At 71.1% G+C, this 22,384-nt stretch carries 19 protein-coding genes, 1 tRNA gene and 1 pseudogene; 14 read left to right on the top strand and 7 right to left on the bottom strand.

Annotated features, from left to right (window positions below; all coding sequences use genetic code 11):
• Window positions 1–147 precede the first annotated feature (147 nt).
• The 8 genes and pseudogenes from IL992_RS02740 to IL992_RS02705 all read left to right on the top strand — a co-directional run bounded on the left by IL992_RS02740 (window position 148) and on the right by IL992_RS02705 (window position 6,915).
• Complete coding sequence (locus tag IL992_RS02740) at window positions 148–573, top strand: nuclear transport factor 2 family protein (RefSeq protein ID WP_193201677.1); 426 nt, start codon at window positions 148–150, stop codon at window positions 571–573.
• Between the two features lie 131 nt (window positions 574–704).
• Window positions 705–770, top strand: a tRNA-OTHER gene (locus IL992_RS02735).
• 389 nt (window positions 771–1,159) lie between these two features.
• Window positions 1,160–2,743 (top strand): TROVE domain-containing protein, encoded by a 1,584-nt coding sequence (locus IL992_RS02730; protein WP_193201676.1) that lies wholly within the window; start codon window positions 1,160–1,162, stop codon window positions 2,741–2,743.
• Between the two features lie 243 nt (window positions 2,744–2,986).
• Window positions 2,987–3,178 (top strand): annotated as a pseudogene (locus IL992_RS48870) (beta-galactosidase); the annotation flags it as partial.
• A gap of 70 nt (window positions 3,179–3,248) precedes the next feature.
• A complete protein-coding gene (locus IL992_RS02720) occupies window positions 3,249–4,484 on the top strand; it encodes a beta galactosidase jelly roll domain-containing protein (RefSeq protein ID WP_319018282.1) in 1,236 nt (411 codons plus the stop codon).
• Window positions 4,485–4,568: 84 nt separating this feature from the next.
• On the top strand, window positions 4,569–5,033 hold the full coding sequence (locus IL992_RS02715; RefSeq protein WP_079318927.1) for a MarR family winged helix-turn-helix transcriptional regulator: 465 nt from the start codon (window positions 4,569–4,571) through the stop codon (window positions 5,031–5,033).
• A gap of 39 nt (window positions 5,034–5,072) precedes the next feature.
• The gene (locus tag IL992_RS02710; protein ID WP_193201675.1) at window positions 5,073–6,350 is read left to right on the top strand and encodes an MFS transporter; all 1,278 of its coding nucleotides are present in this window, start codon (window positions 5,073–5,075) and stop codon (window positions 6,348–6,350) included.
• Between the two features lie 178 nt (window positions 6,351–6,528).
• A complete protein-coding gene (locus IL992_RS02705; RefSeq protein WP_193201674.1) occupies window positions 6,529–6,915 on the top strand; it encodes an STAS domain-containing protein in 387 nt (128 codons plus the stop codon).
• A 19-nt stretch (window positions 6,916–6,934) separates the two neighbouring features.
• Here IL992_RS02705 and IL992_RS02700 read toward each other — a convergent pair whose 3' ends face one another.
• The 5 genes from IL992_RS02700 to IL992_RS02680 form a co-directional block, all read right to left on the bottom strand.
• Window positions 6,935–7,705, bottom strand: coding sequence for a GAF and ANTAR domain-containing protein (locus tag IL992_RS02700; RefSeq protein ID WP_319018281.1), 771 nt, complete (start codon window positions 7,703–7,705; stop codon window positions 6,935–6,937).
• Between the two features lie 134 nt (window positions 7,706–7,839).
• Complete coding sequence (locus IL992_RS02695) at window positions 7,840–8,997, bottom strand: lactate 2-monooxygenase (RefSeq protein WP_193201672.1); 1,158 nt, start codon at window positions 8,995–8,997, stop codon at window positions 7,840–7,842.
• 74 nt (window positions 8,998–9,071) lie between these two features.
• Window positions 9,072–10,121: an amidohydrolase family protein gene (locus IL992_RS02690; RefSeq protein WP_193201671.1), complete on the bottom strand. Its 1,050-nt coding sequence runs from the start codon at window positions 10,119–10,121 to the stop codon at window positions 9,072–9,074.
• A gap of 148 nt (window positions 10,122–10,269) precedes the next feature.
• Window positions 10,270–11,013, bottom strand: coding sequence for an SDR family NAD(P)-dependent oxidoreductase (locus tag IL992_RS02685; protein WP_193201807.1), 744 nt, complete (start codon window positions 11,011–11,013; stop codon window positions 10,270–10,272).
• Window positions 11,010–12,248, bottom strand: coding sequence for an acyl-CoA dehydrogenase family protein (locus IL992_RS02680; RefSeq protein ID WP_193201670.1), 1,239 nt, complete (start codon window positions 12,246–12,248; stop codon window positions 11,010–11,012). The genes IL992_RS02685 and IL992_RS02680 overlap by 4 nt, the downstream gene beginning before the upstream one ends.
• A gap of 98 nt (window positions 12,249–12,346) precedes the next feature.
• Here IL992_RS02680 and IL992_RS02675 point away from each other — a divergent pair, with 98 nt between their 5' ends.
• On the top strand, window positions 12,347–12,988 hold the full coding sequence (locus IL992_RS02675) for a helix-turn-helix domain-containing protein (RefSeq protein ID WP_193201669.1): 642 nt from the start codon (window positions 12,347–12,349) through the stop codon (window positions 12,986–12,988).
• Between the two features lie 255 nt (window positions 12,989–13,243).
• Here the strand turns inward: IL992_RS02675 and IL992_RS02670 are convergent, their stop codons facing one another.
• Window positions 13,244–13,780, bottom strand: a complete 537-nt coding sequence (locus IL992_RS02670; protein ID WP_193201668.1) for a TetR/AcrR family transcriptional regulator — start codon at window positions 13,778–13,780, stop codon at window positions 13,244–13,246.
• 132 nt (window positions 13,781–13,912) lie between these two features.
• Here IL992_RS02670 and IL992_RS02665 point away from each other — a divergent pair, with 132 nt between their 5' ends.
• From IL992_RS02665 to IL992_RS02650, 4 genes are all read left to right on the top strand, one after another.
• The gene (locus IL992_RS02665; protein ID WP_193201667.1) at window positions 13,913–14,566 is read left to right on the top strand and encodes a class I SAM-dependent methyltransferase; all 654 of its coding nucleotides are present in this window, start codon (window positions 13,913–13,915) and stop codon (window positions 14,564–14,566) included.
• 36 nt (window positions 14,567–14,602) lie between these two features.
• On the top strand, window positions 14,603–15,103 hold the full coding sequence (locus IL992_RS02660; RefSeq protein WP_193201666.1) for a hypothetical protein: 501 nt from the start codon (window positions 14,603–14,605) through the stop codon (window positions 15,101–15,103).
• 396 nt (window positions 15,104–15,499) lie between these two features.
• Window positions 15,500–15,694 (top strand): hypothetical protein, encoded by a 195-nt coding sequence (locus IL992_RS02655; protein WP_193201665.1) that lies wholly within the window; start codon window positions 15,500–15,502, stop codon window positions 15,692–15,694.
• 41 nt (window positions 15,695–15,735) lie between these two features.
• Window positions 15,736–16,158: a DUF6098 family protein gene (locus tag IL992_RS02650; protein WP_193201664.1), complete on the top strand. Its 423-nt coding sequence runs from the start codon at window positions 15,736–15,738 to the stop codon at window positions 16,156–16,158.
• Between the two features lie 3 nt (window positions 16,159–16,161).
• On the opposite strand, the gene IL992_RS02645 is transcribed toward IL992_RS02650, so the two are convergent.
• Entirely contained in the window at window positions 16,162–17,400 is a 1,239-nt protein-coding gene (locus IL992_RS02645; RefSeq protein ID WP_319018280.1) for a glycosyltransferase family 4 protein, read from the bottom strand.
• A gap of 158 nt (window positions 17,401–17,558) precedes the next feature.
• Here IL992_RS02645 and IL992_RS02640 point away from each other — a divergent pair, with 158 nt between their 5' ends.
• Window positions 17,559–22,370, top strand: coding sequence for a HAMP domain-containing protein (locus tag IL992_RS02640; RefSeq protein WP_193201663.1), 4,812 nt, complete (start codon window positions 17,559–17,561; stop codon window positions 22,368–22,370).
• Window positions 22,371–22,384 lie beyond the last annotated feature (14 nt).

Genomic DNA, 22,384 nt, shown 5'->3' with positions numbered 1-22,384 from the left:
GAGTCATCTCGTTACCGTCCGCCACGACGTGCCGGATATCTCCCGCCCCAGTGCCGCGCGGGCCGCGCCGACGCGCCCGCCGCGTTTGTTCGCGCCCTGTCTCCGTATGGTGTACGGTACGGTGTACGAAAGAAAGGGGCGTATGTCGTGTACAAGCCGAGCGACGAGGAACTGAAGAGCGTCGAGGACTGGTTCGCGCAGTACGACGCGCTCGCCGAGCAGGGCGCGATCGAGCGGCTCGCCGACCTCGCGGTCTTCCCGATGAACCTCGCCACCGACGTGCCGGGCGGCTTCGCCGCGGTACGGCAGTGGACGCGAGCGGAGTACGTCGAGGCGATGCGGGAGGCCATGGGCGGCGGAACGGCGGGACTCGACATGGAGTCGGTGCGGACGCCGCACTTCCTCAGCCCCAACCTCGTGTTCGTGGAGACCACGGCGACGATGACGATCGAGGGCCGGCGGGAGAGCCTGCACTACGGCGACCTGCTGGTGCGCACCGAGGACGGGTGGGCGTTCCAGACGATGGCACAGGGCGGCTGGGGCCACGGCTGGCCGCCCGCCCGGCGCGGCTGACCGGGCAGACGGCCCGGAAAAACAAACTGCGAACGCGGCCGCGGCACGGTTAGCCTTTCACGTGGCGCGAAGGTCCCGGCGATTCGACGAGAAAAGCCGGTCTCCGAAGCGTGCGAAGCACTACGCACCTCCCGGTGCGAAGGCGACGGTTACTTCCTCTACCAAGGAAAACGCGGGTTCGAATCCCGCCGCCGGCCTGGTCCGGCGTCGTCCAGCGGCCCAGGACACACGTACACCGTCGCCGTTTCGACCTCGGGAGGACACAACTCGATATGCACCTCCCGGTGCGCCGACAGCGGTTACTTCGAGGTTCGAATCCTTACAGCTCCCCATTGGGGCTGCCGCCCATCAGGTGGGCGAACCGCCGTCATTCCGATCTCGGGAGGAGAACGACTTCGGGCGCCGCGCCCGGTGCGAAGGCGACGGTTACTTCGGTTTGGGATCGAGTGGTCGCGGGTTCGAGTCCCGCCCGGCCGGTGAATCCGGCCGGTAGCTCAGCCGGCAGAGCACTGTACCGTCACCGATTCCGATCTCGGGCGCGGCCCGAAGACGTGCTCCTCCCCTGACGCGTGAGGAGTCCGTTCCCATGGCGAAGTTCAACACCGGCGCGGCCGGGGTCGCGGCGGTCAGCCCGGTCACCGCCGAGGCCGTTCCGGGCGGGCGCACGCACGAGGGCGCGCCCGGCTACCTCCGCGACGCCAGGTCGGAGCTGTTCGTCCTCGCGGTGTCGAACATGGTCGGCGAGGACACCTTCTACGAGAGGGCCGGCGACCGCGACGACAGGTTCCGGGCCCTCGTCCACCGGGTCGCGGTGGAGGACGGCGACTGGATGGCCCGATTCCTGCCGTGGCTTCGCGGCGAGGCGAACATGCGCTCCGCCTCCCTGGTCGCCGCCCTGGAGGCCGTGCGCGCCCGCCTGTCCGCCGGGCTGCACGGGGGCAACCGCGAGCTCGTGGCCTCCGTGCTCCAGCGGGCGGACGAGCCGGGGGAGGCACTCGGCTACTGGACGTCCCGCTACGGCCGCGCCGTCCCCAAGCCGGTGAAGCGCGGCATCGCCGACGCCGTGCGGCGGCTCTACACCGAGCGCGCCCTGGTCAAGTACGACAGCGGCGCGCGCGGCTTCCGCTTCGGCGACGTCATCGAGCTCGTCCATCCCACCCCGGCGGACGACAGGCGTGCCTGGCAGGGCGACCTGTTCGCCCACGCGCTCGACCGGCGCCACAACCGCGACAAGCCGATCCCGGCGTCGCTGCGGACGCTGCGCGACCGGGCCGCGCTGCTCGCTCTCCCGGAGGGCGAGCGCCGGGCGGTGCTGGCCACGCCGCAGCGCCTCACCGCTGCCGGCATGACGTGGGAGGCCCTGGCGGGCTGGCTGCAGGGGCCCATGGACGCGCAGGCCTGGTCGGCGGTCATCCCATCGATGGGATACATGGCGCTTTTGCGAAACTTACGGAACTTCGACGAGGCGGGCGTCGGCGACGACGTGGCCGGGTGGATCACCGCCAAGCTGACCGATCCGGAGGAGGTGGCGCGGTCCCGGCAGCTGCCGTTCCGCTTCTACTCGGCGTACCGGAACGCGCCGTCGCTCCGGTGGGGCCACGCCCTGGAGACGGCGCTGGCGCTCGCCACCCGCAACGTGCCGTCGTTCCCAGGGCGGACGCTCGTGCTCGTGGACACGTCGGCGTCCATGACGTCCGGAGCGGTCTCCGCACGGTCGGCGGTCGCCCCCGTCCAAGCGGCGGCGCTGTTCGGCGTGACCCTCGCCGCGCGCGGCGACCGCGCCGACCTCGTCGGCTTCGCCGACGGCGTCTTCGGGCACGAGATCCGCCCGGGAGCGTCCGTGCTGCGCGAGGTCGAGCGGTTCTGCGCGCGGATCGGCGAGGTCGGCCACGGCACCCGGATCGCCGACGCGCTGGCCCGTTCCTGGCGCGGCCACGACCGGGTGGTGATCCTCTCGGACATGCAGACCATGACCGGCCACCACGCGACGGGGGTCACGACCGCGGTCCCGGCGAGCGTGCCCGTGTACGGCTTCAACCTCGTGGGCTACCGGGCCGCGGCGATGCCGACCGGCTCGGCGAACCGGCACGAGTTCGGCGGCTTCTCCGACGCCTGCTTCCGGCTGATCCCGTTGCTGGAGGCGGGCACCTCGGCCGGCTGGCCGTTCTGACCTCGGCGGGAATGGCTCCGCCCCGACAAGACCGTTGACGTTTGTTGGGGCGGTAGCCAAACTAAGGGCCGGAGATCGCGCTGCCGACGACCGGAAGGCCGCCCATGGTGCGCAAGGTCCTGACCGTGCTCGCCGCACTGCTCGTGCTCCTTCCCCTGCCGCTCCGCGATCCCGCCGTGGCCGCCGCGGCGCCCCGGGTGACGTACGACCACCACTCCCTGACGATCGACGGCCGGAGGGGTCGTGGTGCAGGCCGCCGAGGTCCACTACTTCCGGCTGCCGAGCCCCGGCCTGTGGCGGGACGTGCTGGAGAAGATCAGGGCCGGCGGGTTCAACGCGATCTCCGTGTACTTCGACTGGGCCTACCACTCCCCCAAGCCGGGCGTGTACGACTTCACCGGCGTGCGCGACGTCGACCGCTTCCTGCGCACGGCCGAGCGGGCCGGGGCACCGACGCGACCGCCGCGACGTTCTGGCGGGCGGGCACGGACGCGAGCCGGTCCTGGTGCGCGGCACGTCCCTCGTCCGGTCCGCCACCGAGGCGGGCGGCACCGTACGGCTCGCCGCCGACACCGCCGAAGCCGGGGAGGTGGAGGTGTTCGCCGACGCGTCCCGGCTGCGGATGGGCGACGCCGGCGTGGGCGATGTCGAGGTGCGCGTGACCCGCACGCCGAGCGGGTCGCTGCTCGGCCGCGTGCCCGGTCCCCACGAGGTGCGCCTGCCCGTGCTCGACGGCTGGCGGGTCCACGACGAGACGCCGGAGGCCGCGCCCGGCTTCGACGACTCGTCCTGGCGTGCCGCAGACAAGACGACGACCGAGAGCCCGATGAAGCCGAATTCGGGCCCGGTGCTGTACGCCGACGACTACGGCTTCCACTACGGCGACGTCTGGTATCGGGGCCGCTTCACCGCCACCGGCGCGGAGACGGCCGTCGCGCTCAACGCGATCACCGGCAGGCGCGGGCGCTACCTCGTCTGGCTCGACGGGCGCTACCTCGGCTCGGCCGCGGGCGGCACCGGGGCCGACGCGGACGCGGGCACCCCCGACCCCGGGCCGGGCCGCTTCGCGATCCCGGCGGGCCTGCTGAAGCCGGGACGGCAGGCCACGCTGGCCGTGCTCGTGCAGAACATGGGACACAACGACGACTGGACGGCCGACGACAACCGGTTCAAGCAGCCGCGCGGCCTGGTGGCGGCGGCCGTCGAGGGGTCCGCGGCGGCGATCGCCTGGAAGATCCAGGGCGCCCGCGGCGGCGAGGACCTCCCCGATCCCGTGCGGGGGCCGCTGAACACCGGCGGTCTGTACGGCGAGCGCTCCGGCCGGCACCTGCCCGGATACCCCGACCGCGCCTGGGACGAGGTCGGCTCCCCCGCCGACCGGCCGCTCACGCCCGGCGTGACCTGGTGTCGTACCGGCTTCCGGCTCGACCTGCCCGAGGGCCAGGACGTGTCCGTCGGCCTGCGCTTCGGCGGCGACATCCCGGCCGCCGCCCGGGTGGTGGTCTACCTCAACGGCTGGAACGTCGGCCAGTACGGCGGCGGCATCGGGCCGCAGAAGGAGTTCGTGCTGCCCGCAGGACTGCTGCGCGAGCACGGCCGCAACACCCTGGCCCTGGCCGTGACCGCCACCGAGCACGCCTCCGGCGGTCCCGGCCCGATCGGCCTGTTCGCGTACCGGAACGTCCGCGGCGGGGTGCCCGTCTCGGACGTCCCGGCGCCGTCCTATCCGCTCGCCCGCTAACCCTGGACGGGGGGCGATGTGGTGCACTCCGGAGAGTTGCATAAGCTTCCTATGTAAATTCGGTTCCCGTCCGGAGGAACACCTGTGTCCGTCACCCCGAGCGCCGATCCCCCTGAGGAGTCCCAGGCGGTCGCGGCCGTCCTGGACGACCTCGCGGTGCTCGCCGTACGGCGGCTGTCCGCGCAGAGCGACCTCAGCCTCACGGCCGCGACGACCCTGTCCTACCTGGACCGCAACGGCCCGGAGCGGCTGAGCGTCCTGGCCGCGAAGCAGTCCGTCACCCAGCCGTCGATGACCCAGCTCGTGCAGCGCCTGGAGCGCGAAGGCCTGGTATGCCGGGCGGTCGACGACCTCGACGGCCGCGCGGTGCGGGTCAGCGTCACCGACGCCGGCCGGGCGCTGCTGGCCGAGCGGCGCCGGCGGCGCAGAGAGCGGCTCACCGAGATGCTCGGCACGCTGTCCCCCGGCGAGTTGCGTGAGCTGACGCGGGTCGCCGGCGAGTTCCTCCCCCTGCTCCGGCGCCTGCTCGAGGGCACGGCGGACGAGTAGGGATCAGGGCGCTCCCCCTCGCTACTCCCAGGAGGTCCGGTGAGCTCTGCTCATGCCCCCGTCTCCAACCCGTTCAAGCAGCCGAAGGCGGTCTGGGCCGTCGCCTTCGCCTGCGTGATCTCGTTCATGGGGATCGGGCTGGTGGACCCGATCCTGCCCGCCCTCAGCGCGAAGCTGCACGCCACGCCCAGCCAGGTGTCGCTGCTGTTCACGAGCTACCTGGTCGTCACCGCCGTGGCGATGCTGGTCACCGGGTGGGTCTCCAGCCGGATCGGCGCCAAGCGCACCCTCATCGTGGGCCTCGCCCTGATCGTGGTGTTCGCCGCCCTCGCCGGGACGTCCGGCAGCATCGGCGGCATCGTCGGCTTCCGCGCCGGCTGGGGCCTCGGCAACGCCCTGTTCATCGCCACCTCGCTCGCCGTCATCGTCGCGTCGAGCAGCGGCGGCTTCGCCGGGGCGATCATCCTGTACGAGACCGCGCTCGGCGTCGGCATCGCGGTCGGGCCCCTGCTGGGCGGCGTGCTCGGCGGCATCAGCTGGCGCGGCCCGTTCTACGGCGTCGCGGTCCTGATGGCGATCGCGCTGATCGCCACCGTCACCCTGGTGCGGCCCACGCCCACACCGGCGGAGAAGACCGGCATCGCGGCTCCGATCAAGGCCCTGCGCCACCGCGGCCTGCTCATCCTGGGCCTCACCGCGCTCTGCTACAACTGGGGCTTCTTCACGGTGCTGGGCTACGCGCCGTACCCGATGGAGCTCGACGAGCACCGGCTCGGCCTCGTCTTCACCGGCTGGGGAATCCTCGTCGCGATCTTCTCGGTCTTCGGCGCCCCGCGGCTGCAGGCCCGCTTCGGCATCGCCCGCACGCTGTACGCCAACCTCGTGCTGTTCAGCCTCGACATCCTGGTGATCGCGCTGTTCACCGACAACCGGATCGTCGTGATCTGCGGCGTGATCGTGGCCGGCGTCTTCATCGGCGTCAACAACACGGTCACCACCCAGGCGGTCATGACCATCTCGCCGGTGGAGCGGCCCATCGCCTCCGCGTCGTACGGTTTCATCCGCTTCATCGGCGGCGGCCTCGCGCCCTTCGTCGCGGGCAAGCTCGCCGAGCACTTCGACAGCCGGCACGCGCCGTTCTACATGGGGGCCGCGGCCGTGCTGCTCGGCGCGGTCGTCCTCACCACCGCGCACCGGCAGCTCGGCGAGGCCGAGCGCGCCCAGGCGGCCGAGATGGCCGCCGCCGGCCCGGCCGCCGCGCGGCGGGAGGAACTGGAAGAGGAGGCCCTGGCCGAGGACCTCGGCTCGGCCACCTGATCGACGCGCCATCGGGGCCGCGGCACGGCGGCCCCGGCGCTGCCCACGCGGTTTTCCCATTGTTTTGCCGCCGGTCCGGGAATGGTTTGGCCTGCCCGGGTGTGGTTACTCATGTGTGGGCTGGTCGTGGCCTTCAGAAGTGAGGGGATGCGGCCGGCCGCGTCCACGGGAGTACCGAATGGGTCCCGAAGTCCCCTCCGCTCTTCCTCCCGCCCAGGAACCACCCGCCGCGCGCGTGTGGGCGGCGATGACGCGGATCGTCGCGTGCGGCGAGATCGACATGAGCACGTCCGGTCGGCTGTTCAGCGGCGTCCTCGAGGTCCTGCGGCGGCAGCGGCCGAGCCGCATAGAGGTCGACCTCGCGGGGGTCACCTTCCTCGACGCGTCCGGCGTACGCGCGTTGCTCATGAGCCAGACCGCCGCGGCCGAGGCCGGATGCCGCCTCACGCTGATCAAGCCGAGCCGCATGGCCTACAGGGTCCTGGAGATCGTCGGCCTGCTCGAGACCTTCGGTCTGGCCGCGCTCCCGCCGCCCTTGCCGCGTCCGCGGCGGCCGCACGACTGATCCCGCACCGCCGGCCCGGTCAACGGTCTCCACGGGTGCGCAGCTCCCCGGTGTCCACCAGATACCCGGCGACGTCGACCAGCTTGGTGTTGGTCTGCTGGCTGGCGCGTACGAGCAGCGAGAACGCCTGGTCCGCGGTCAGCTTGTGGCGCTCCATGAGGACGCCCTTCGCCTGACCGATGAGATCGCGGACGGCGATCGCGCGCCTCAGTTGCTCCTGTTGCCGCGCTCCCGACATCGCCACCGCCGCGTGGGCCGCGAACAGCAGGCCGACATGCTCGGACTCGTCGTCGAAGGCGTTTTTCTCTCGCGAGTACAGGTTCAGGGCGCCCAGGTTGCCCTTGTGGACGTACAGCTGGAAGGAGAGCATGCTCTTCACACCGAGATCGACGGCGCGCCGGGTGAACTCCGGCCATCTCTCCTCCCGGGTCATGTCCGACAGCCGTACCGTCCTGTGCTTGTAGGTGGCGTCGAGGCACGGCCCCTCGCCCGTCTCGTACTGTGCCCTGTCCACCTGGCGCACCAGGTCGCGGGTCGCAGCCGGGGTCTCGACCTCGCGGCGGCGGATGACGACCGTCAGGCCCGCGTCCTGCGCGCCGGGGACCGTGCCGACGGCCGCGCCGACGATGGCGTCCAGCGTCTCCTGGGCGGTGTCCTCGTCCTGCAGTGTCCGCGCGAGATCGCTCAGCTTTACCGCGAGCTCGTCGTCGGCGGCGTGTCCGGTGAAGGCCGACGACGGCCGGCCTCGCCCGTTGCCTCCACTCGCACCCTTGCCGGCCACACCGGTCACCACCTCTCGGCATCGAACGGCTCCGAGTGGCCACTCGGAGTCATGCCCGCACCATGACGCCGTCATGCTGGGCGGAGGCCACCGGGGCAGCGGATTTTCCGAGCAACCCGGGGATCGACCACGCGAGGGCCGGGTCAGATCCGGGTGAGCAGGTCCGGGGTGAGCGCGGCGACCCCGGCGCAGCCGGACAGGGCCAGGGTGAGATCGGTCTCCGCCAGCACGCAGCGGATCACGTGCTCCACCCCCGCCTGGCCGTCCAGGCCCAGTCCGTACGCGTACGGGCGGCCGAGCAGCACGGTCCTGGCGCCGAGCGCGAGCGCCTTGACCACGTCGTCCCCGGTGCGGATGCCGCCGTCGAACAGCACGGTGAGCCGGTCGGCCACGGCGTCGGCGACGGCCGGCAGGGCGTCGGCCGCCCCGATCGAGCCGTTGACCTGGCGTCCCCCGTGGTTGGAGACGACGACGCCGTCCATCCCGGCGTCGGCGGCCAGGCGGGCGTCGTCGGGGTGCAGGACGCCCTTCAGCACGATCGGGCCGTCCCAGTGCTCGCGCAGCAGCGCGAGGTCGGGCCACGTCTTGCCCGGGTCGCCGAACATCCCCACGAAGTGCAGGACGGCGGCGTTCGGGTCCTCGTGCACGGGCCGGGCGAGCCCGGCCTGGAACGCCGGGTCGGTGAAGTAGTTGGCGGTGCCGACGCCGCGCAGGAACGGCAGGTAGGCCTGGTCGAGGTCGCGGGGCCGCCAGGCCAGCAGCGGCGTGTCGAGAGTGACGACCAGCACGGTGAACCCCGCCGCCTTGGCCCGGGCGAGGAAGCTGAGGGTGACCTCGCGGTCCTTGCCCCAGTAGAGCTGAAACCACCGCTCGCCGTCGCCCATGGCCGCCGCGACGTCCTCCATCGGCGTGCTGGAGGCCGACGACAGGATGAAGGGCACGTCGGTCGCGGCGGCCGCGCGGGCGGCGGCACGCTCGGCCTCCGGATGCATGATCGACAGCACGCCGATCGGCGCCAGTGCCAGCGGCGCGGGCAGCCGCCTGCCCAGCACGGTCACCGACAGGTCGCGTTCACGCACGTCGCGGAGCATCCGCGGCACGATCCGCCAGCGGTCGAGCGCCTCGCGGTTGGCGCGCTCGGTGCGCCCGCTGCCCGCGTTGCCCGCGACGTAGCCGACCGGGCCCGGTCCCAGCCGCCGCTCGGCCATCTCCTCCAGCCGGGTCAGGTCGGTCGGCAGCCGGGGTACGGCCCCGGTCATGCCGTTGAGATAGATCTCGTACTGGAAGTCCGCCCAGCTCATCGCGCTCGTCCTCGCTCCGCTTCCACCCGGCCGTCGCCCCGGCGGCTCCTGCCGAACACATTATCGGGAACCGATCACCGGGCCCCGCGCGCCAGGTGGGGGTTCGGGGCGCGAAACGTGAGGCGTTCCCAGTTTCGGTGGGCGATGTCGGCCTTCTGCTCGTCGGTGAAGGGGGCGTTCTCCAGGAAGGAACGGGCGACGCCGGCGCTGGTGTCCACGAAGGGGAAGCCGCCGGGGCGGAACCCGTAGGTGAAGGGGTAGTCGGTGGAGTACAGCATCCGTTCCGTCCCCACGACTTCGGCTGTCCAGCGGAGGTAGCGGGGGCTGACGGTGCCGCTGCCGGCGACCCAGAAGTTGTGCGTGAAGTAGTCGGCGAGAGGGCGGGCCAGGCCACCGGCGTCGGCGAAGAATCCGGTGTGGTCGAGATAGAAGAGCACGACCTCTCCCCAGTGGCCGGCGATCACCTGGAGATCGGGGTACCGGTCGAAGACGCCGGAGAAGATCATCCGTAGGTACTGCACGCCCAGGTCGTAGTACCAGCCGATCGCAGGCCCCGCCAGCGCGGTCCCGATGGGACCGATGTTCGAGTAGTAGGCGTCCATCACCGCCTGCACAGGCATCTGCGGGTGGAAGTGGAGGGGAACTCGCAACCGCTCCGCGGCGGCGTACAACTCGTCGTACTCGGGGTCGTCCGCGAGCTTGGATCCCGTGCGCCCGTAGAGCATGGCGCCCGGGAAGCCCAGCTCGGTGACCGCCCGCTCCAGCTCCGCGGCCGCGGCCGACGGCGACTGGGTCGGGATCGCCGCGAACGCCTGGAACCGGTCGGGGTTGCCGGCCACGATCTCCGCAAGCTGGTCGTTGGTGTCGCGGGCCACGGCGACCGCATCCGTGTCAGGCAGGTTCTGCGCGCCCGGTGACGAGATCGACAGCACGGCCACGTCGATCCCCTGGTCGTCCATGTGCGCAAGCCTCGTCTCCGTGGTGTCGCGCAGTCGCCGGGCGACGGGACTGTCCCCGAACCCCAGGTTCGGCAGCTCCGGCACCCCGGACCGCGACCACGCCTCCATGATCGCGGGCAGGACGACGTGCTCTTCCACCGCGACGATCCGCAGTCGGTCGGACATGCGATGCTCCTCAGCGTTCTGTTTCCAATGGAATCAGAATAAGCGTATCAATGTTAATAACGGCGGAACTACATGCCCGTTATCACCGATACACTTCAACACGTCCGCTGAGTGGGAGAGCGCTGCCTACGCCGCGGCCATCGGCCGATCAGCGGGGGCCGGGGGCGCGGCGGAAGGCGAAGGGCTGGCTCTCACGGCCCGGCACGACGAACCAGCACTCCCCGGTGCCCTCGCTCGCCAGCAGCGAGAAGAACGCGTCGACGACCGTCTCGACGTCGAGGATCGGGAACTTCAGCTCGTCCAGCAGCGCCTTGGCCTCGGCGTCGAGGATCGCCGTGTCCGCGAACGACGGGCACAGCCCCTGCACCCGGATGCCGAGGGGCTCCAGTTGCGGGCCGAGCGAGCGGACGAGCCCGACGACCGCGTGCTTGTTGGCCGCGTAGACGGGATCGGAGGGGATGCCCACGATCCCCGCCATGCTCGCGGTGGCCACGATCACGCCCCCGGCCCGCATCGCCGGCAGCGCGGCGTGCACGCCGAAGACGACGCCGTCGAGGTTGACCCCCATCGCGCGGCGGTAGCGGGCCAGGTCGAAGTCCTCGCCGAGTCCGAACCCCGAGGCGACGCCCGCGTTGAGGAAGGCGAGGTCGAGCCGCCCGTACCGCTCGACGGCGAGCGCGACCGCGGCCTGGTTGTCCTCCAGTCGCGACACGTCGGTCCGCACGAACGCGGCGCCGATCTCCTCGGCGGCGCGCGCGCCGGCCTCCGCGTCGACGTCGGCGAGCACGACATGCGCGCCGTACGCGGCCAGGCGGCGGGCGACCCCCGCGCCGATGCCGCCCGCGCCCCCGGTGACGAGCGCGACCTTGCCGGAGATGTCGTCGGTGTTCACAGCGGGAGTCCTCCCGTCGCGGCCCTGGTCGAGCCGGTGGCCCGGTACGCCTCGATGGTGCGCTCGGCGATGCGCATCTGGTGGATCTCGTCGGCGCCGTCCGCGAAGCGCGCCCATCGCGCGTGCTGGAACATGCGCGCCAGCGGGGTGTCGGTCGAGTAGCCGAGCGCCCCGTGGATCTGGATGGCCCGGTCGACGATCCGGTTCAGGCTGTTCGCCACGAAGTGCTTGGCCATCGAGACCTCGGTGCGGAAGTCCTCACCCTTGTCGATCTTCGAGGCGGCGTGCAGGACCATGAGCTTGCACTGGTAGAGCTCCATGGCCGAGTCGGCGATCATCCACTGCACGCCCTGCTTGTCGGCGAGCAGCGATCCGTGGCTGAACCTGTCCAGCGCCCTGCCCACCATCATGTCAAGGGCCGTCTCCGCCTGCGATATCCACCGCATGCAGTGCGCCAGCCGGGCCGGGCCGAGGCGGTACTGGCCCAGCCGGTGGCCGTTGCCCCGCCCGCCGAGCACGGCGGAGTCCGGCAGGCGCAGGTCGGTGATGACGATCTCGCTGTGACCGGTCGAGCCGTGCATGGTCTCGATCTCGCGTACGTCGTTCCAGCCGTCCGCGGGCAGGTCCACGAGGAAGGCGGTGTTGGCGCCCCGTGCGCCCTCCGGCAGGTCGAACTCGGTCTTGGCGATCAGGATGGCGAAGCTCGCCCTGCGGGCGTTGGAGATGAACCACTTGTGCCCGTTGATCACCCACTCGTCGCCGTCCTTCACGGCGCTCGTACGGATGAGTGTGGGATCGGAGCCGGCCACCTCCGGCTCGGTCATCGCGAAGCACGACATCTTGACGCCGTCGAGCAGCGGGCGCAGGTAGCGCTCCTTCTGCTCGTCGGTGCCCCAGTGCAGCAGCGTGTGCATGTTGCCCTCGTCGGGGGCCGCGCAGTTGAGCACCCATGGGCCGAGCCTGGTCTTGGCCGCCTCGGCCTGCACCATGGCCAGTTCGACGTGGCCGAGGCCCATGCCTCCCCACTCCTTGGGCATGTGCGGCAGCCAGAGCCCCTCCTGCCTGGCCCTGCGGCGCAGGTCGAAGATCGTGCGCAGGTACTCCTCTCGGGTGAGGACCTTCTCCTCGGAGTCCTCGAACGGCTTGACCGCCGGGATCACCGTCTCCTGGACGAACGTCCGCACCCGCGCGCGTATCTCCTCGTGCTCGGGGGCGAGCGTGAAGTCGATGGCCATGATCCTCCCTCGGGCACGATAATGCGACTGACGTGTCGAATAATGCGATCGCCTGAAATACCGTATCCTTCGGCCCTACGAGCGACAAGGGAGGCGCGATGCCGGCGGAGACCACGGTCCGCAGGCTCGTGGACGCCGCGGAACGCCTGTTCGCCGAGCGCGGCATCGACGCGGTGTCGCTGCGCGAGATCAACGCCGCCGCCGGGCAGCGCAACTCCACCGCGCTGCAGTACCACTTCGGCGACCGCGCCGGGCTGCTGAAGGCGGTGCTCGCCAAGCACCGGCCGGAGATCGAGGCGCGACGCCACCAGCTTCTGGACGAGTACGAGGCACGGGGCCCGCTGCCTCAGGGCGACGCCCTGCGTTCGCTCGCCGCCGCGCTCGTCCGCCCGGCCGCCGCCAAGCTGGCCGACCCCGACGGCGGGCGGGACTACCTGCGCGTCATGGAGCAACTGGTCCACCGCATGCCGCCCAGCCTCCCCGAAGACGGCGGCGGCAGCATCGACCGCTGGCGCGAACTGGTCGCCCCCCTGCTCCCCGAGGCCGCCGTACGCCTGCACCAGCGCTTCATGGCGATCCGCATGACGTACGTCGAGCTGGCCCGCCGGGCGAGCGGCCCCCCGGCCCGGGACGACCGCCTGTTCACCAGCCACCTGATCGACGTGGTCTCGGCGGTCCTCGCCAGCGAGGTCTCCGATGAGACCGCCCGCCTCCTCGCCGAACGCGAGCAGCGCCCCTGAGACCGCCGCAAGAACCCGAGATCGGACGCCTCTCGGCAGCCCCCCGAAACCGCTTGACGGTGCATCACGTGGTGGCTTGTAACAGTCACCTGCCGGCGTTCATGACCCCGTCGGTTCGTGGAGACCCCTGGGCAGTCGGACGCCGCGCCTCTCCAAATTGCAACGCAACCGCAAGCCCTCCCAGACCTGAAATATTTCCCTATCACATGGAGTGCGATTGACCCGTGCAATAGGAAGCAGGCCGGCACCCGCCTTTCATTTTCGAGCCAGGGTGGCTTGCACGCCGGGGATCACGGTGGCGCGGAAGGCGGCGTCGAGTTCTGCGGGGGTGGCGGAGATGTCGCCGTCCACCCAGGCGCGCAGCAGTGTCAGGAAGGCACCGACCACGCAGATCACCAGGCGGTCGAGCTCGGGCGACGGCCGGGCGCCCGCGGCGACGAGTTCCTCGGCGACCATGCGGCCGAGCATCTGCTCGCCACGTGCCATCGGCAGGCCGCCGCCGCGCCGCCCGAGCAACGCCCTCACCAGGCGGTGCCGCTCCCCCACGTGCTCGAACATCGGCAGGCTGAAGGCGAAGAACTCCCCCGTACACGCGGGCGCCGCCGGACGCAGGAAGGCGAGTTGCTCGATGGTGCTGAAAAGGACGTCCTGCTTGTCGGAGAAGTGCGCGTAGAAGGTGGACCTTCCGACGTCGGCACGGTTGATGACGTCGGTCACGGTGACGGCGTCGTAGCCCTTCTCCAGAATCAGCGCCACGAGCGCCTCCTGGATGGCCTTCCTGGTGCGTCGCACCCGCCTGTCGTCGGACAATTCACGGCCCCTGTTCGGTTACGCACACCACGGCGCATCTGATCGTTGACGCGACCACCATAGTGAACAGAGCATTCGTTACCGAACACAATGTTCGCTAGCGAAAGGATCATCATGGGCCTGGGCAGGCTGCTGCACGACCACGCCGAGCACGCGGACGCGGGTGGCACCATCGACCACCCTCGCGCGTACGAGATCTTCGCCGCCATCGGCTACGCGGGCGGACGCCGTGCGGCCTTCACTCGCGTCGCCGCGCTCGCGAAGCCTCGCGCCGGCGACCGCATCCTCGACGTCGGGTGCGGCACCGGCTACCTCAGCCGGATCATCGCGCCGGTCGTCACCCCCAGCGGCCACGTCACCGGAATCGACCCCTCCTCCGCGATGGTCGAGTACGCCCGCCGCCGGGCGCCAGGCAACTGCACCTACGTCATAGGGGAGGGCCAGAGCCTGCCGTTTCCTGACGGCTCGTTCGACGCGGTGGTCTCCAGCCTCGCCGTCCACCACATTCCCGGCGACGCCCGGCCGCGGGCACTGCACGAGATGTTCCGGGTGTTGCGCCCGGGCGGCCGTCTGGTCATCGCCGAATTCCGGCCGCCGGCGAATCCCCTGGCCGCCCGCGTCGCCGCGATGCTCACCGGCCCGGCCATGCAGCACGACCCGCGCGACCTGCTCGGCTCGCTGGTCCCCGACGCCGGTTTCCGGGTCGAGGCGGAAGGCGACCTGCCCGCTCTGCTCTACTACGTCCGCGCGACCCGCCCCGGCTGCTAGCGTGATCATGCCCATATCTACACATAGGGGTGATCGATGATCCGGACAAAACCCACGAAGATCACTCGCTGGGTCGCGGGCGGCGTGACCGTCGCCACCGCCGCCGCCCTCACTCTGGTGTCCGCCGGACCGGCGCAGGCCTACCCCAAGGGCTCGTGCGGGCAGTCGTACCGCAAGGTGGCCAGCTATCAGCTGACGCAAGGGGCGAAGGACGGGAAGTCGTACGGCACCGTCACGCTTTACCAGAGCCCCACCGCGCACGCGAAATGCGCCATCGCCCGGGTGGCGCCCTCCTACATCGGCAAGACGAGCTACATGTACGTCGAGCTCTTCGTCGACAAGAACCGGAACAAGAAGTACGACGGCCCTGACAAGGGGGCCGCCAGCGGCAGCGAGAAGTACAAGTGGTTCGCGGGCCCGGTGCACATCTACGGCGTCGACCACCGGTGCGTCCAGTTCGCCGGGGCGGTCAGGATCGGTTCCAAGCCCCTCGTCCGCGGCGGCACCCCGGACGGCAAGTGGATGTACTGCGGCTGAACCCGCAGAGCACGGGTGAGGGCGGCGAAGGTGTCCGGCACGGGCACGACGGTGTCGAAGCCGTGGGAAGATCCCGGCCGCCCTCGGCTCCGGGTCGAGGTCGGGGTGCGTCGTCAGCCTTTCGGCTCGGCGTGGGCGTACTCCTCGATCCCGACGAGGAACGGGTGGTAGAAGTCGGCGCTCGCCGTCGGGAAAATCTCGCTGGGTGAGGCGGCGGCACGGCCGGACCATCGGAGCGGGTATCACGGTGCGTGATGCCTGCCCTCGCGCTCACAGCACGGGGGTTTGCCCTGTTGGCGGATGGGGAGGGGAGGACAGCACCGCCGACGGACTGGTTTCGGAGCGCCCGTTTCCGGCGCAGCCGTTGTCCGGTACGGCCCGCGGAGAGGAGAAACGATGACCGAGCCTCAGCAACCAGAGCTCCGCCGGTCAGGCGGGGGCGGCGCCAACGACGAGAACGTCGACGTCATCCCGGAGTCGGCGAGCGCCGCGAAGTCCGGCGGGCACCCGCACGGCACCGACAAGGGGAACAAGGGCGGCGGCGAGGGTGGCGGCGTTCCGCCGGACCAGCGTCCTCCGCACCCCGCGTGACCATCGGGAAGAGACGCGACGGGTGACCGTGGAGGGGTGAGGTGAGCGGGATACCGACGATCAAGAGCCTGGACGAGCTGACCGAGCTCGTCGAGCACCGGCCCGGGCTGTACCTGCGGTATTCGAAGGGCCCGGACGCCGACGCCGGCAAGCCGAGCGTCGACTACGAGAGCCGTCTGGAGCTGCCCGGCCTGTCGGTGACCGTGCTCGACGCCGAACGCTGGTGGACTCTCCCGCTGCGTGACTGGCTGGCCCGTCAGATCTGCAAGTACACACACCTGGCCGAGAAGGACGAGGAGCGGCACGCGTGGGTGCTCACCGGTCGTGTGGTGGCGCGCGGCCCCGACCACGAGCCGCTCATCGACCAGGTCGAGCCGGTCGCGTGGCTCGACGACTCCCTGGTCGAGCAGGCGCGCGAGCACTACGAGAAGGTGTTCGACGCCGGCCGCGACTCCACCGGATGAGACTCAGGCCCGGGCGTCGATCCGCGTCCGGGCCCGCAGCACCTCGCCGTAGACCGCGTGCACCCGGTGCACGAGTTTGTCCCAGTGCAGCTCGGCGACCCTGCGCCGGGCGTTGGCGGCCAGCTCCTTGGCCTCCGCCGGGTCGTCGAGCAGCCGGCGGATGGCGGCGGCCAGCGGCTCGGGCCGCTCGGGCGGGACGAGCAGCCCGGTGACGCCGTCCTCGACCAGGTCGGGGATGCCGCCGACCCGGGTGGCGACGATCGGGTTGCCCGCATGCATGGCCTCGATCAGCACCGTGCCGAGTTCCTCATACCGGGAGGGGAGCACGAGTGGGTCTCCTCCGCCGAGCACGCCGGGGATCTCCTCCTGCGGGACGAACCCGCGCAGGTGGACCCGGGCGGCAACGCCCAGCCGCTCCGCGAGCTCCCGCAGCCGCCTGGCGCGCGGCCCGTCCCCCACCACCAGAAGGTCGACCGGTGGGTTGCCGAGCAGCGCGAGCGCCCGCAGCAGGACGTCCACGCCCTTCTGCTCGTGCAGGCGGCCCACGTACAGCACGCGCGGCACGGGCACGCCGTCGAGCAGCGGGCCCGGACCGGCGGGCCGGGTGAACACCGGGGCTATCCCGGAGGGGATCACGTGGACGCGGCCCGCCGGGACGCCGCGGCCGACCAGCACGTCCCGCATCCGCGGGGTGAGCACGATCACCGCGTCGGCGCGGGCCGTGCCCCGCCGTTCGAGCGCGCCGCCGAGGTGCCGCAGCAACAGCGCCCGCGGCGTACGGCCGCTCAGCGTGTGGCCCGGGCTGCAGTGGACGGTGAGAACGAACGGCACGCGGGCGTGGCCTGCCGCCCGCAGGGCCAGCGGCACGACGGCCAGGTCCTCCCCCAGGTGGGCGTGGACCAGGTCGGCTCCCTCCGCGAGCCGGGACAGCAGCGGCCAGGCCGCCACCGCGTACATCTGCCGGCCCGCCGGGATCGGCAGCCCCAGCCGCACCAGGCGCCCGTGCCGTCCGAAGTCCTCCCTGGGCGGGGCGGTGGGCGGTCGGGTGGTGACGATCGTCTGCCGCACGCCGAGCCGGTCGAGCGCCTCGCTGAGCCGCGCGCAGTGGTTCTGCATGCCCCCGACGGGATCGAACCGCACGCCCCTGCCCCGCAGCGCGGTGACGGGCGCGGCGAAGACGGAGCACAGGCGCAGTACGTGCACGGTGCGGATGTACCCCGAAGTCCTGATCGACACTGACACGTCGCCAATGAGGGCGGTCCGCGGAGATCGTCGGCCCGGTAGCCTTGCAGGCCGGTGTGCCCGCTCCGTTCGCGGTCGCGGTCACAGGGGACAATGCGTTCCCGCAGCGCTTTATATGCTTTCTTTTTCCTGTTCAGACGGCGATCGCGAGGGTGGACATGGTCGAGAGGGCAGGCACCGCGAAGCGTGCACGATCCGCGCGCGCCGCCGGCGGCGACCCCGAACTGGATCTGCGGCAGCTCCTGGCCGGCCTCACCGCCGTACGGGACGGCGACTTCGGCACCCGGCTCCCGGAGGACGGCGACGGCCTGCTGACGGAGATCGCGACAGTCTTCAACGGGATGGTCGACCAGCTCTCCCTGTTCACCTCCGAGGTGACGCGCGTGGCGCGGGAGGTGGGCACCGAGGGCCAGCTCGGCGGCCAGGCCGAGGTGCCGGGGGTCTCGGGCACCTGGAAGGACCTCACCGACTCGGTGAACGCGATGGCGGGCAACCTCACCAGCCAGGTCCGCTCCATCGCCGAGGTCACCACCGCCGTCGCCAAGGGCGACCTCTCCCAGAAAATCACCGTCGACGCCCAGGGCGAGATCCTCGAACTCAAGAACACCGTCAACACCATGGTCGACCAGCTCTCGTCCTTCGCCGACGAGGTCACCCGCGTCGCCCGCGAGGTCGGCACCGAGGGCCAGCTCGGCGGGCAGGCACAGGTGCCCGGCGTCGCCGGAACCTGGCGCGACCTCACCGACTCCGTCAACTTCATGGCCGGCAACCTCACCAGCCAGGTCCGCTCCATCGCCGAGGTCACCACCGCCGTCGCCAAGGGCGACCTCTCCCAGAAGATCACCGTCGACGCCCGGGGCGAGATCCTCGAACTCAAGAACACCGTCAACACCATGGTCGACCAGCTGTCCTCCTTCGCCGACGAGGTCACCCGCGTCGCCCGCGAAGTGGGCACGGAGGGACGGCTGGGCGGGCAGGCACAGGTGCCGGGCGTCGCCGGAACCTGGCGCGACCTCACCGACTCCGTCAACTTCATGGCCGGCAACCTCACCAGCCAGGTCCGCTCCATCGCCCAGGTGACCACGGCCGTGGCCCGCGGCGACCTCTCCCAGAAGATCACCGTCGACGCCCGGGGCGAGATCCTCGAACTCAAGAACACCGTCAACACCATGGTCGACCAGCTCTCGTCCTTCGCCGACGAGGTCACCCGCGTCGCCCGCGAGGTCGGCACCGAGGGCCAGCTGGGCGGCCAGGCCGACGTCAAGGGCGTGTCGGGCACCTGGCGCGACCTCACCGACTCGGTGAACTTCATGGCGGGCAACCTCACCAGCCAGGTCCGCAACATCTCCCAGGTCGCCACGGCGGTCGCCAAGGGCGACCTGTCGCAGAAGATCACCGTCGAGGCCAAGGGCGAGGTCGCCGCCCTCGCCCAGACCATCAACACCATGGTCGACACGCTGAGCGCGTTCGCCGACGAGGTCACCCGCGTCGCCCGCGAGGTCGGCACCGAGGGGCGCCTGGGCGGCCAGGCCGACGTCAAGGGCGTCTCCGGCACCTGGAAGGCGCTGACCGAGTCCGTGAACGTCATGGCCGACAACCTCACCGACCAGGTCCGCAGCATCGCCGAGGTGACCACGGCGGTCGCCAAGGGCGACCTGTCGCAGAAGATCCGCGTCGACGCCCGCGGCGAGATCCTGGAGCTGAAGGAGACCATCAACACGATGGTCGACCAGCTCTCGTCGTTCGCCGACGAGGTCACCCGCGTCGCCCGCGAGGTCGGCACCGAGGGACGGCTGGGCGGCCAGGCCACCGTACGCGGCGTGTCGGGCACCTGGAAGGACCTGACCGACTCCGTCAACGTGATGGCGTCCAACCTCACCAGCCAGGTCCGTTCGATCGCCCAGGTCGCCACGGCGGTCGCCAAGGGCGACCTGTCGCAGAAGATCACCGTCGAGGCCAAGGGCGAGGTCGCCGCCCTCGCCCAGACCATCAACACCATGGTCGACACGCTGAGCGCGTTCGCCGACGAGGTCACCCGCGTCGCCCGCGAGGTGGGTACGGAGGGCCAGCTCGGCGGCCAGGCCCGGGTGCCCAACGTGGCGGGCACCTGGAAGGACCTCACCGACAACGTCAACTCGATGGCCGACAACCTGACCAATCAGGTGCGCTCCATCGCCCAGGTCACCACGGCCGTCGCGCGGGGCGACCTGACCAGGAAGATCGACGTCGTCGCCCGCGGCGAGATCCTGGAGCTGAAGACGACCATCAACACGATGGTCGAACAGCTGTCCTCCTTCGCCGCCGAGGTCACCCGCGTCGCGCGCGAGGTCAGCACCGAGGGACGGCTGGGCGGCCAGGCCGAGGTCGAGGGCGTGTCCGGCACCTGGAAGCGGCTGACCGAGAGCGTCAACGAGCTGGCCAGCAATCTCACCCGGCAGGTCCGCGCGATCGCCGAGGTGACCAGCGCGGTCACCTCCGGCGACCTCACCCGGTCGATCACGGTGGACGCCGAGGGCGAGCTGGCCGACCTCAAGGACAACGTCAACTCCATGGTGGAGTCCCTGCGCGAGTCGACCAGGGCCAACCAGGAGCAGGACTGGCTCAAGACCAACCTCGCCCGCATCTCCGGGCTCATGCAGGGCCACCGCGACCTGTCCGCGGTCGCCGAGCTGGTCATGAACGAGCTGGCCCCGCTGGTCAACGCGCAGCACGGCACGTTCCTGCTGGCCGAGGAGACCCCGGCGGGCGCGGAGCTGCGGGTGGTCGGCTGCTACGGCCACCGCGACACCTCGCGCCGCTACGCGTTCGGCGAATCGCTGGTCGGCCAGGCCGCGCAGGCCAGGCGGACGATCCTGGTGGAGGACATCCCGCCGGGCTACCTGACCGTGTCGTCCAGTCTCGGCGAGGCCGGGCCCGTCAACCTCATCGTGCTGCCGATCGTGGTCGAGGACCAGGTGCTCGGCGTGATCGAGCTGGCGAGCCTCGGGCGCTTCGCCGGCATCCACCGGAACTTCCTGGAGCAGCTCGTCGAGACGATCGGCGTCAACGTCAACACGATCGTGGCCAACGCCCGCACCGACGCGCTGCTGGCCGAGTCGCAGCGGCTCGCCACCGAGCTCCAGGTGCGGCAGGAGGAGCTGCAGCGGTCGAACGCCGAGCTGGAGGAGAAGGCGGAGCTGCTGGCCCAGCAGAACCGCGACATCGAGACCAAGAACAGCGAGATCGAGCAGGCCCGCCAGGAGCTGGAGGACCGGGCCCAGCAGCTCGCGCTGGCCTCCAAGTACAAGAGCGAGTTCCTCGCCAACATGAGCCACGAGCTGCGCACCCCGCTCAACTCGCTGCTCATCCTGGCGCAGCTCCTCGCCCAGAATCCCACCCGCAACCTCACGCCCAAGCAGGTGGAGTACGCCAACGTCATCCACTCGGCCGGCACCGACCTGCTCCAGCTCATCAACGACATCCTCGACCTGTCCAAGATCGAGGCCGGCAAGATGGACATCACGCCGGAGCCGGTCAGCCTGCGTCAGCTGCTCGACTACGTGGACGCCAACTTCCGCCCGCTGACCACCCAGAAGGGATTGCGGTTCGGGGTGACGGTGGCCTCCGACGTGCCGGCCCAGCTGCTGACCGACGAGCAGCGGCTGCGGCAGGTGCTGCGCAACCTGCTGTCGAACGCGGTCAAGTTCACCGAGGCGGGCTCGGTCGAGCTGCGCATCGAACGGGCGGCCGACGTGGACCTGCCGGACGCCGCCGGGCAGGAGATCCTGGCCTTCCACGTGATGGACACCGGCATCGGCATCGCCGCGGAGAACCTCTCGCAGATCTTCGACGCCTTCCAGCAGGCCGACGGCACGACCAGCCGCAAGTACGGCGGCACCGGCCTCGGCCTGTCGATCAGCCGGGAGATCGCGACCCTGCTCGGCGGCGAGATCCGCGCGACCAGCACGCTGGGCGAGGGCAGCACGTTCACGCTCTACCTCCCGCTGACCCACTTCGACGGCGTGGAGAGGGACGAACCCGAGACGCGGGCGGAGGAACCGCCGCTGATCTCCCCGCACCCGGCGCCCGCGGCGGCGCAGACCTCGGGCGGCAGGGACGACGGCAGGGCGGAGCGCCGCCTGCTGGTCGTCGAGGCCAGGCCCGGCGGCCTGCTGTCCATGCTGGCCCAGAGCGTCGCGGCCGACCTGCACGACACCCACGGGCCGGTCCGGGTGTCGACCGCGAGCGACGCCCACTCCGCGCTGTCGATGCTGCGGCAGGAGAGCGTCCACTGCGTCGTGCTCGACCTCGGCATGCCGCACGACGCCGCGGCGGACTTCCTCAAGGGGCTCGACTCCGATCCGGCGCTGCGGGCGCTGCCGGTGCTCGCGCACCACTCGCGCAAGCTGTCGCGCCCGCAGGAGGACCTGCTGCAGGTGCGCTCCCGCAACCAGCCGCTGGAGCGCCTGCCCAGCCTCGACGAGCTGCGCGAGCGGATCACCCTGCACCTGTCCGCCGAGGAGCCCGGCAACGTCCTGCCGCTCGTGCAGCCGGCGTCGGAGGAGGGGGCGCAGGAGCTCGGGAAGGTCGACAGCGCGCTCGTGGGCCGCAAGGTGCTGGTCGTGGACGACGACGTGCGCAACGTCTTCGCGCTCACCACGATCCTCGAACTGCACGGCATGCAGGTGCTGTACGCGGAGGACGGCCGCAAGGGCATCGACGTGCTGATGCGCAACGACGACGTGGACCTGGTGCTGATGGACATCATGATGCCGGAGATGGACGGCTACGCCGCCACCGCCGCCATCCGGTCCATGCCGCGCTTCGCCCGGCTGCCGATCATCGCGGTCACCGCCAAGGCCATGCACGGCGACCGGGAGAAGACACTGTCGTCGGGCGCGAGCGACTACGTCACCAAGCCGGTGGACGCCGAGGAGCTCATCGTCTGCATGCAGCGCTGGCTGGACCTGCCCGGCAACGGCGACAGGTAGACAGGGCCTACCTA

Origin of the sequence: Microbispora sitophila (assembly GCF_014892245.1) — a bacterium.
Taxonomy (GTDB): Bacteria; Actinomycetota; Actinomycetes; order Streptosporangiales; family Streptosporangiaceae; genus Microbispora; species Microbispora siamensis.
The sequence above is the reverse complement of the archived record's forward strand: the minus strand, read 5'-3'. Positions and strand labels throughout refer to the sequence as shown.

What these genes read in the sequence shown, in the direction of transcription:
- IL992_RS02695 (WP_193201672.1), bottom strand. Translation starts at nt 8,997, where the DNA reads ATGAGCTGGGCGGACTTCCAGTACGAGATCTATCTCAACGGCATGACC.
- IL992_RS02660 (WP_193201666.1), top strand. Translation starts at nt 14,603, where the DNA reads ATGATCCGGACAAAACCCACGAAGATCACTCGCTGGGTCGCGGGCGGC.
- IL992_RS02655 (WP_193201665.1), top strand. Translation starts at nt 15,500, where the DNA reads ATGACCGAGCCTCAGCAACCAGAGCTCCGCCGGTCAGGCGGGGGCGGC.
- IL992_RS02665 (WP_193201667.1), top strand. Translation starts at nt 13,913, where the DNA reads ATGGGCCTGGGCAGGCTGCTGCACGACCACGCCGAGCACGCGGACGCG.
- IL992_RS02690 (WP_193201671.1), bottom strand. Translation starts at nt 10,121, where the DNA reads ATGTCCGACCGACTGCGGATCGTCGCGGTGGAAGAGCACGTCGTCCTG.
- IL992_RS02675 (WP_193201669.1), top strand. Translation starts at nt 12,347, where the DNA reads ATGCCGGCGGAGACCACGGTCCGCAGGCTCGTGGACGCCGCGGAACGC.
- IL992_RS02640 (WP_193201663.1), top strand. Translation starts at nt 17,559, where the DNA reads ATGGTCGAGAGGGCAGGCACCGCGAAGCGTGCACGATCCGCGCGCGCC.
- IL992_RS02680 (WP_193201670.1), bottom strand. Translation starts at nt 12,248, where the DNA reads ATGGCCATCGACTTCACGCTCGCCCCCGAGCACGAGGAGATACGCGCG.
- IL992_RS02705 (WP_193201674.1), top strand. Translation starts at nt 6,529, where the DNA reads ATGGGTCCCGAAGTCCCCTCCGCTCTTCCTCCCGCCCAGGAACCACCC.
- IL992_RS02730 (WP_193201676.1), top strand. Translation starts at nt 1,160, where the DNA reads ATGGCGAAGTTCAACACCGGCGCGGCCGGGGTCGCGGCGGTCAGCCCG.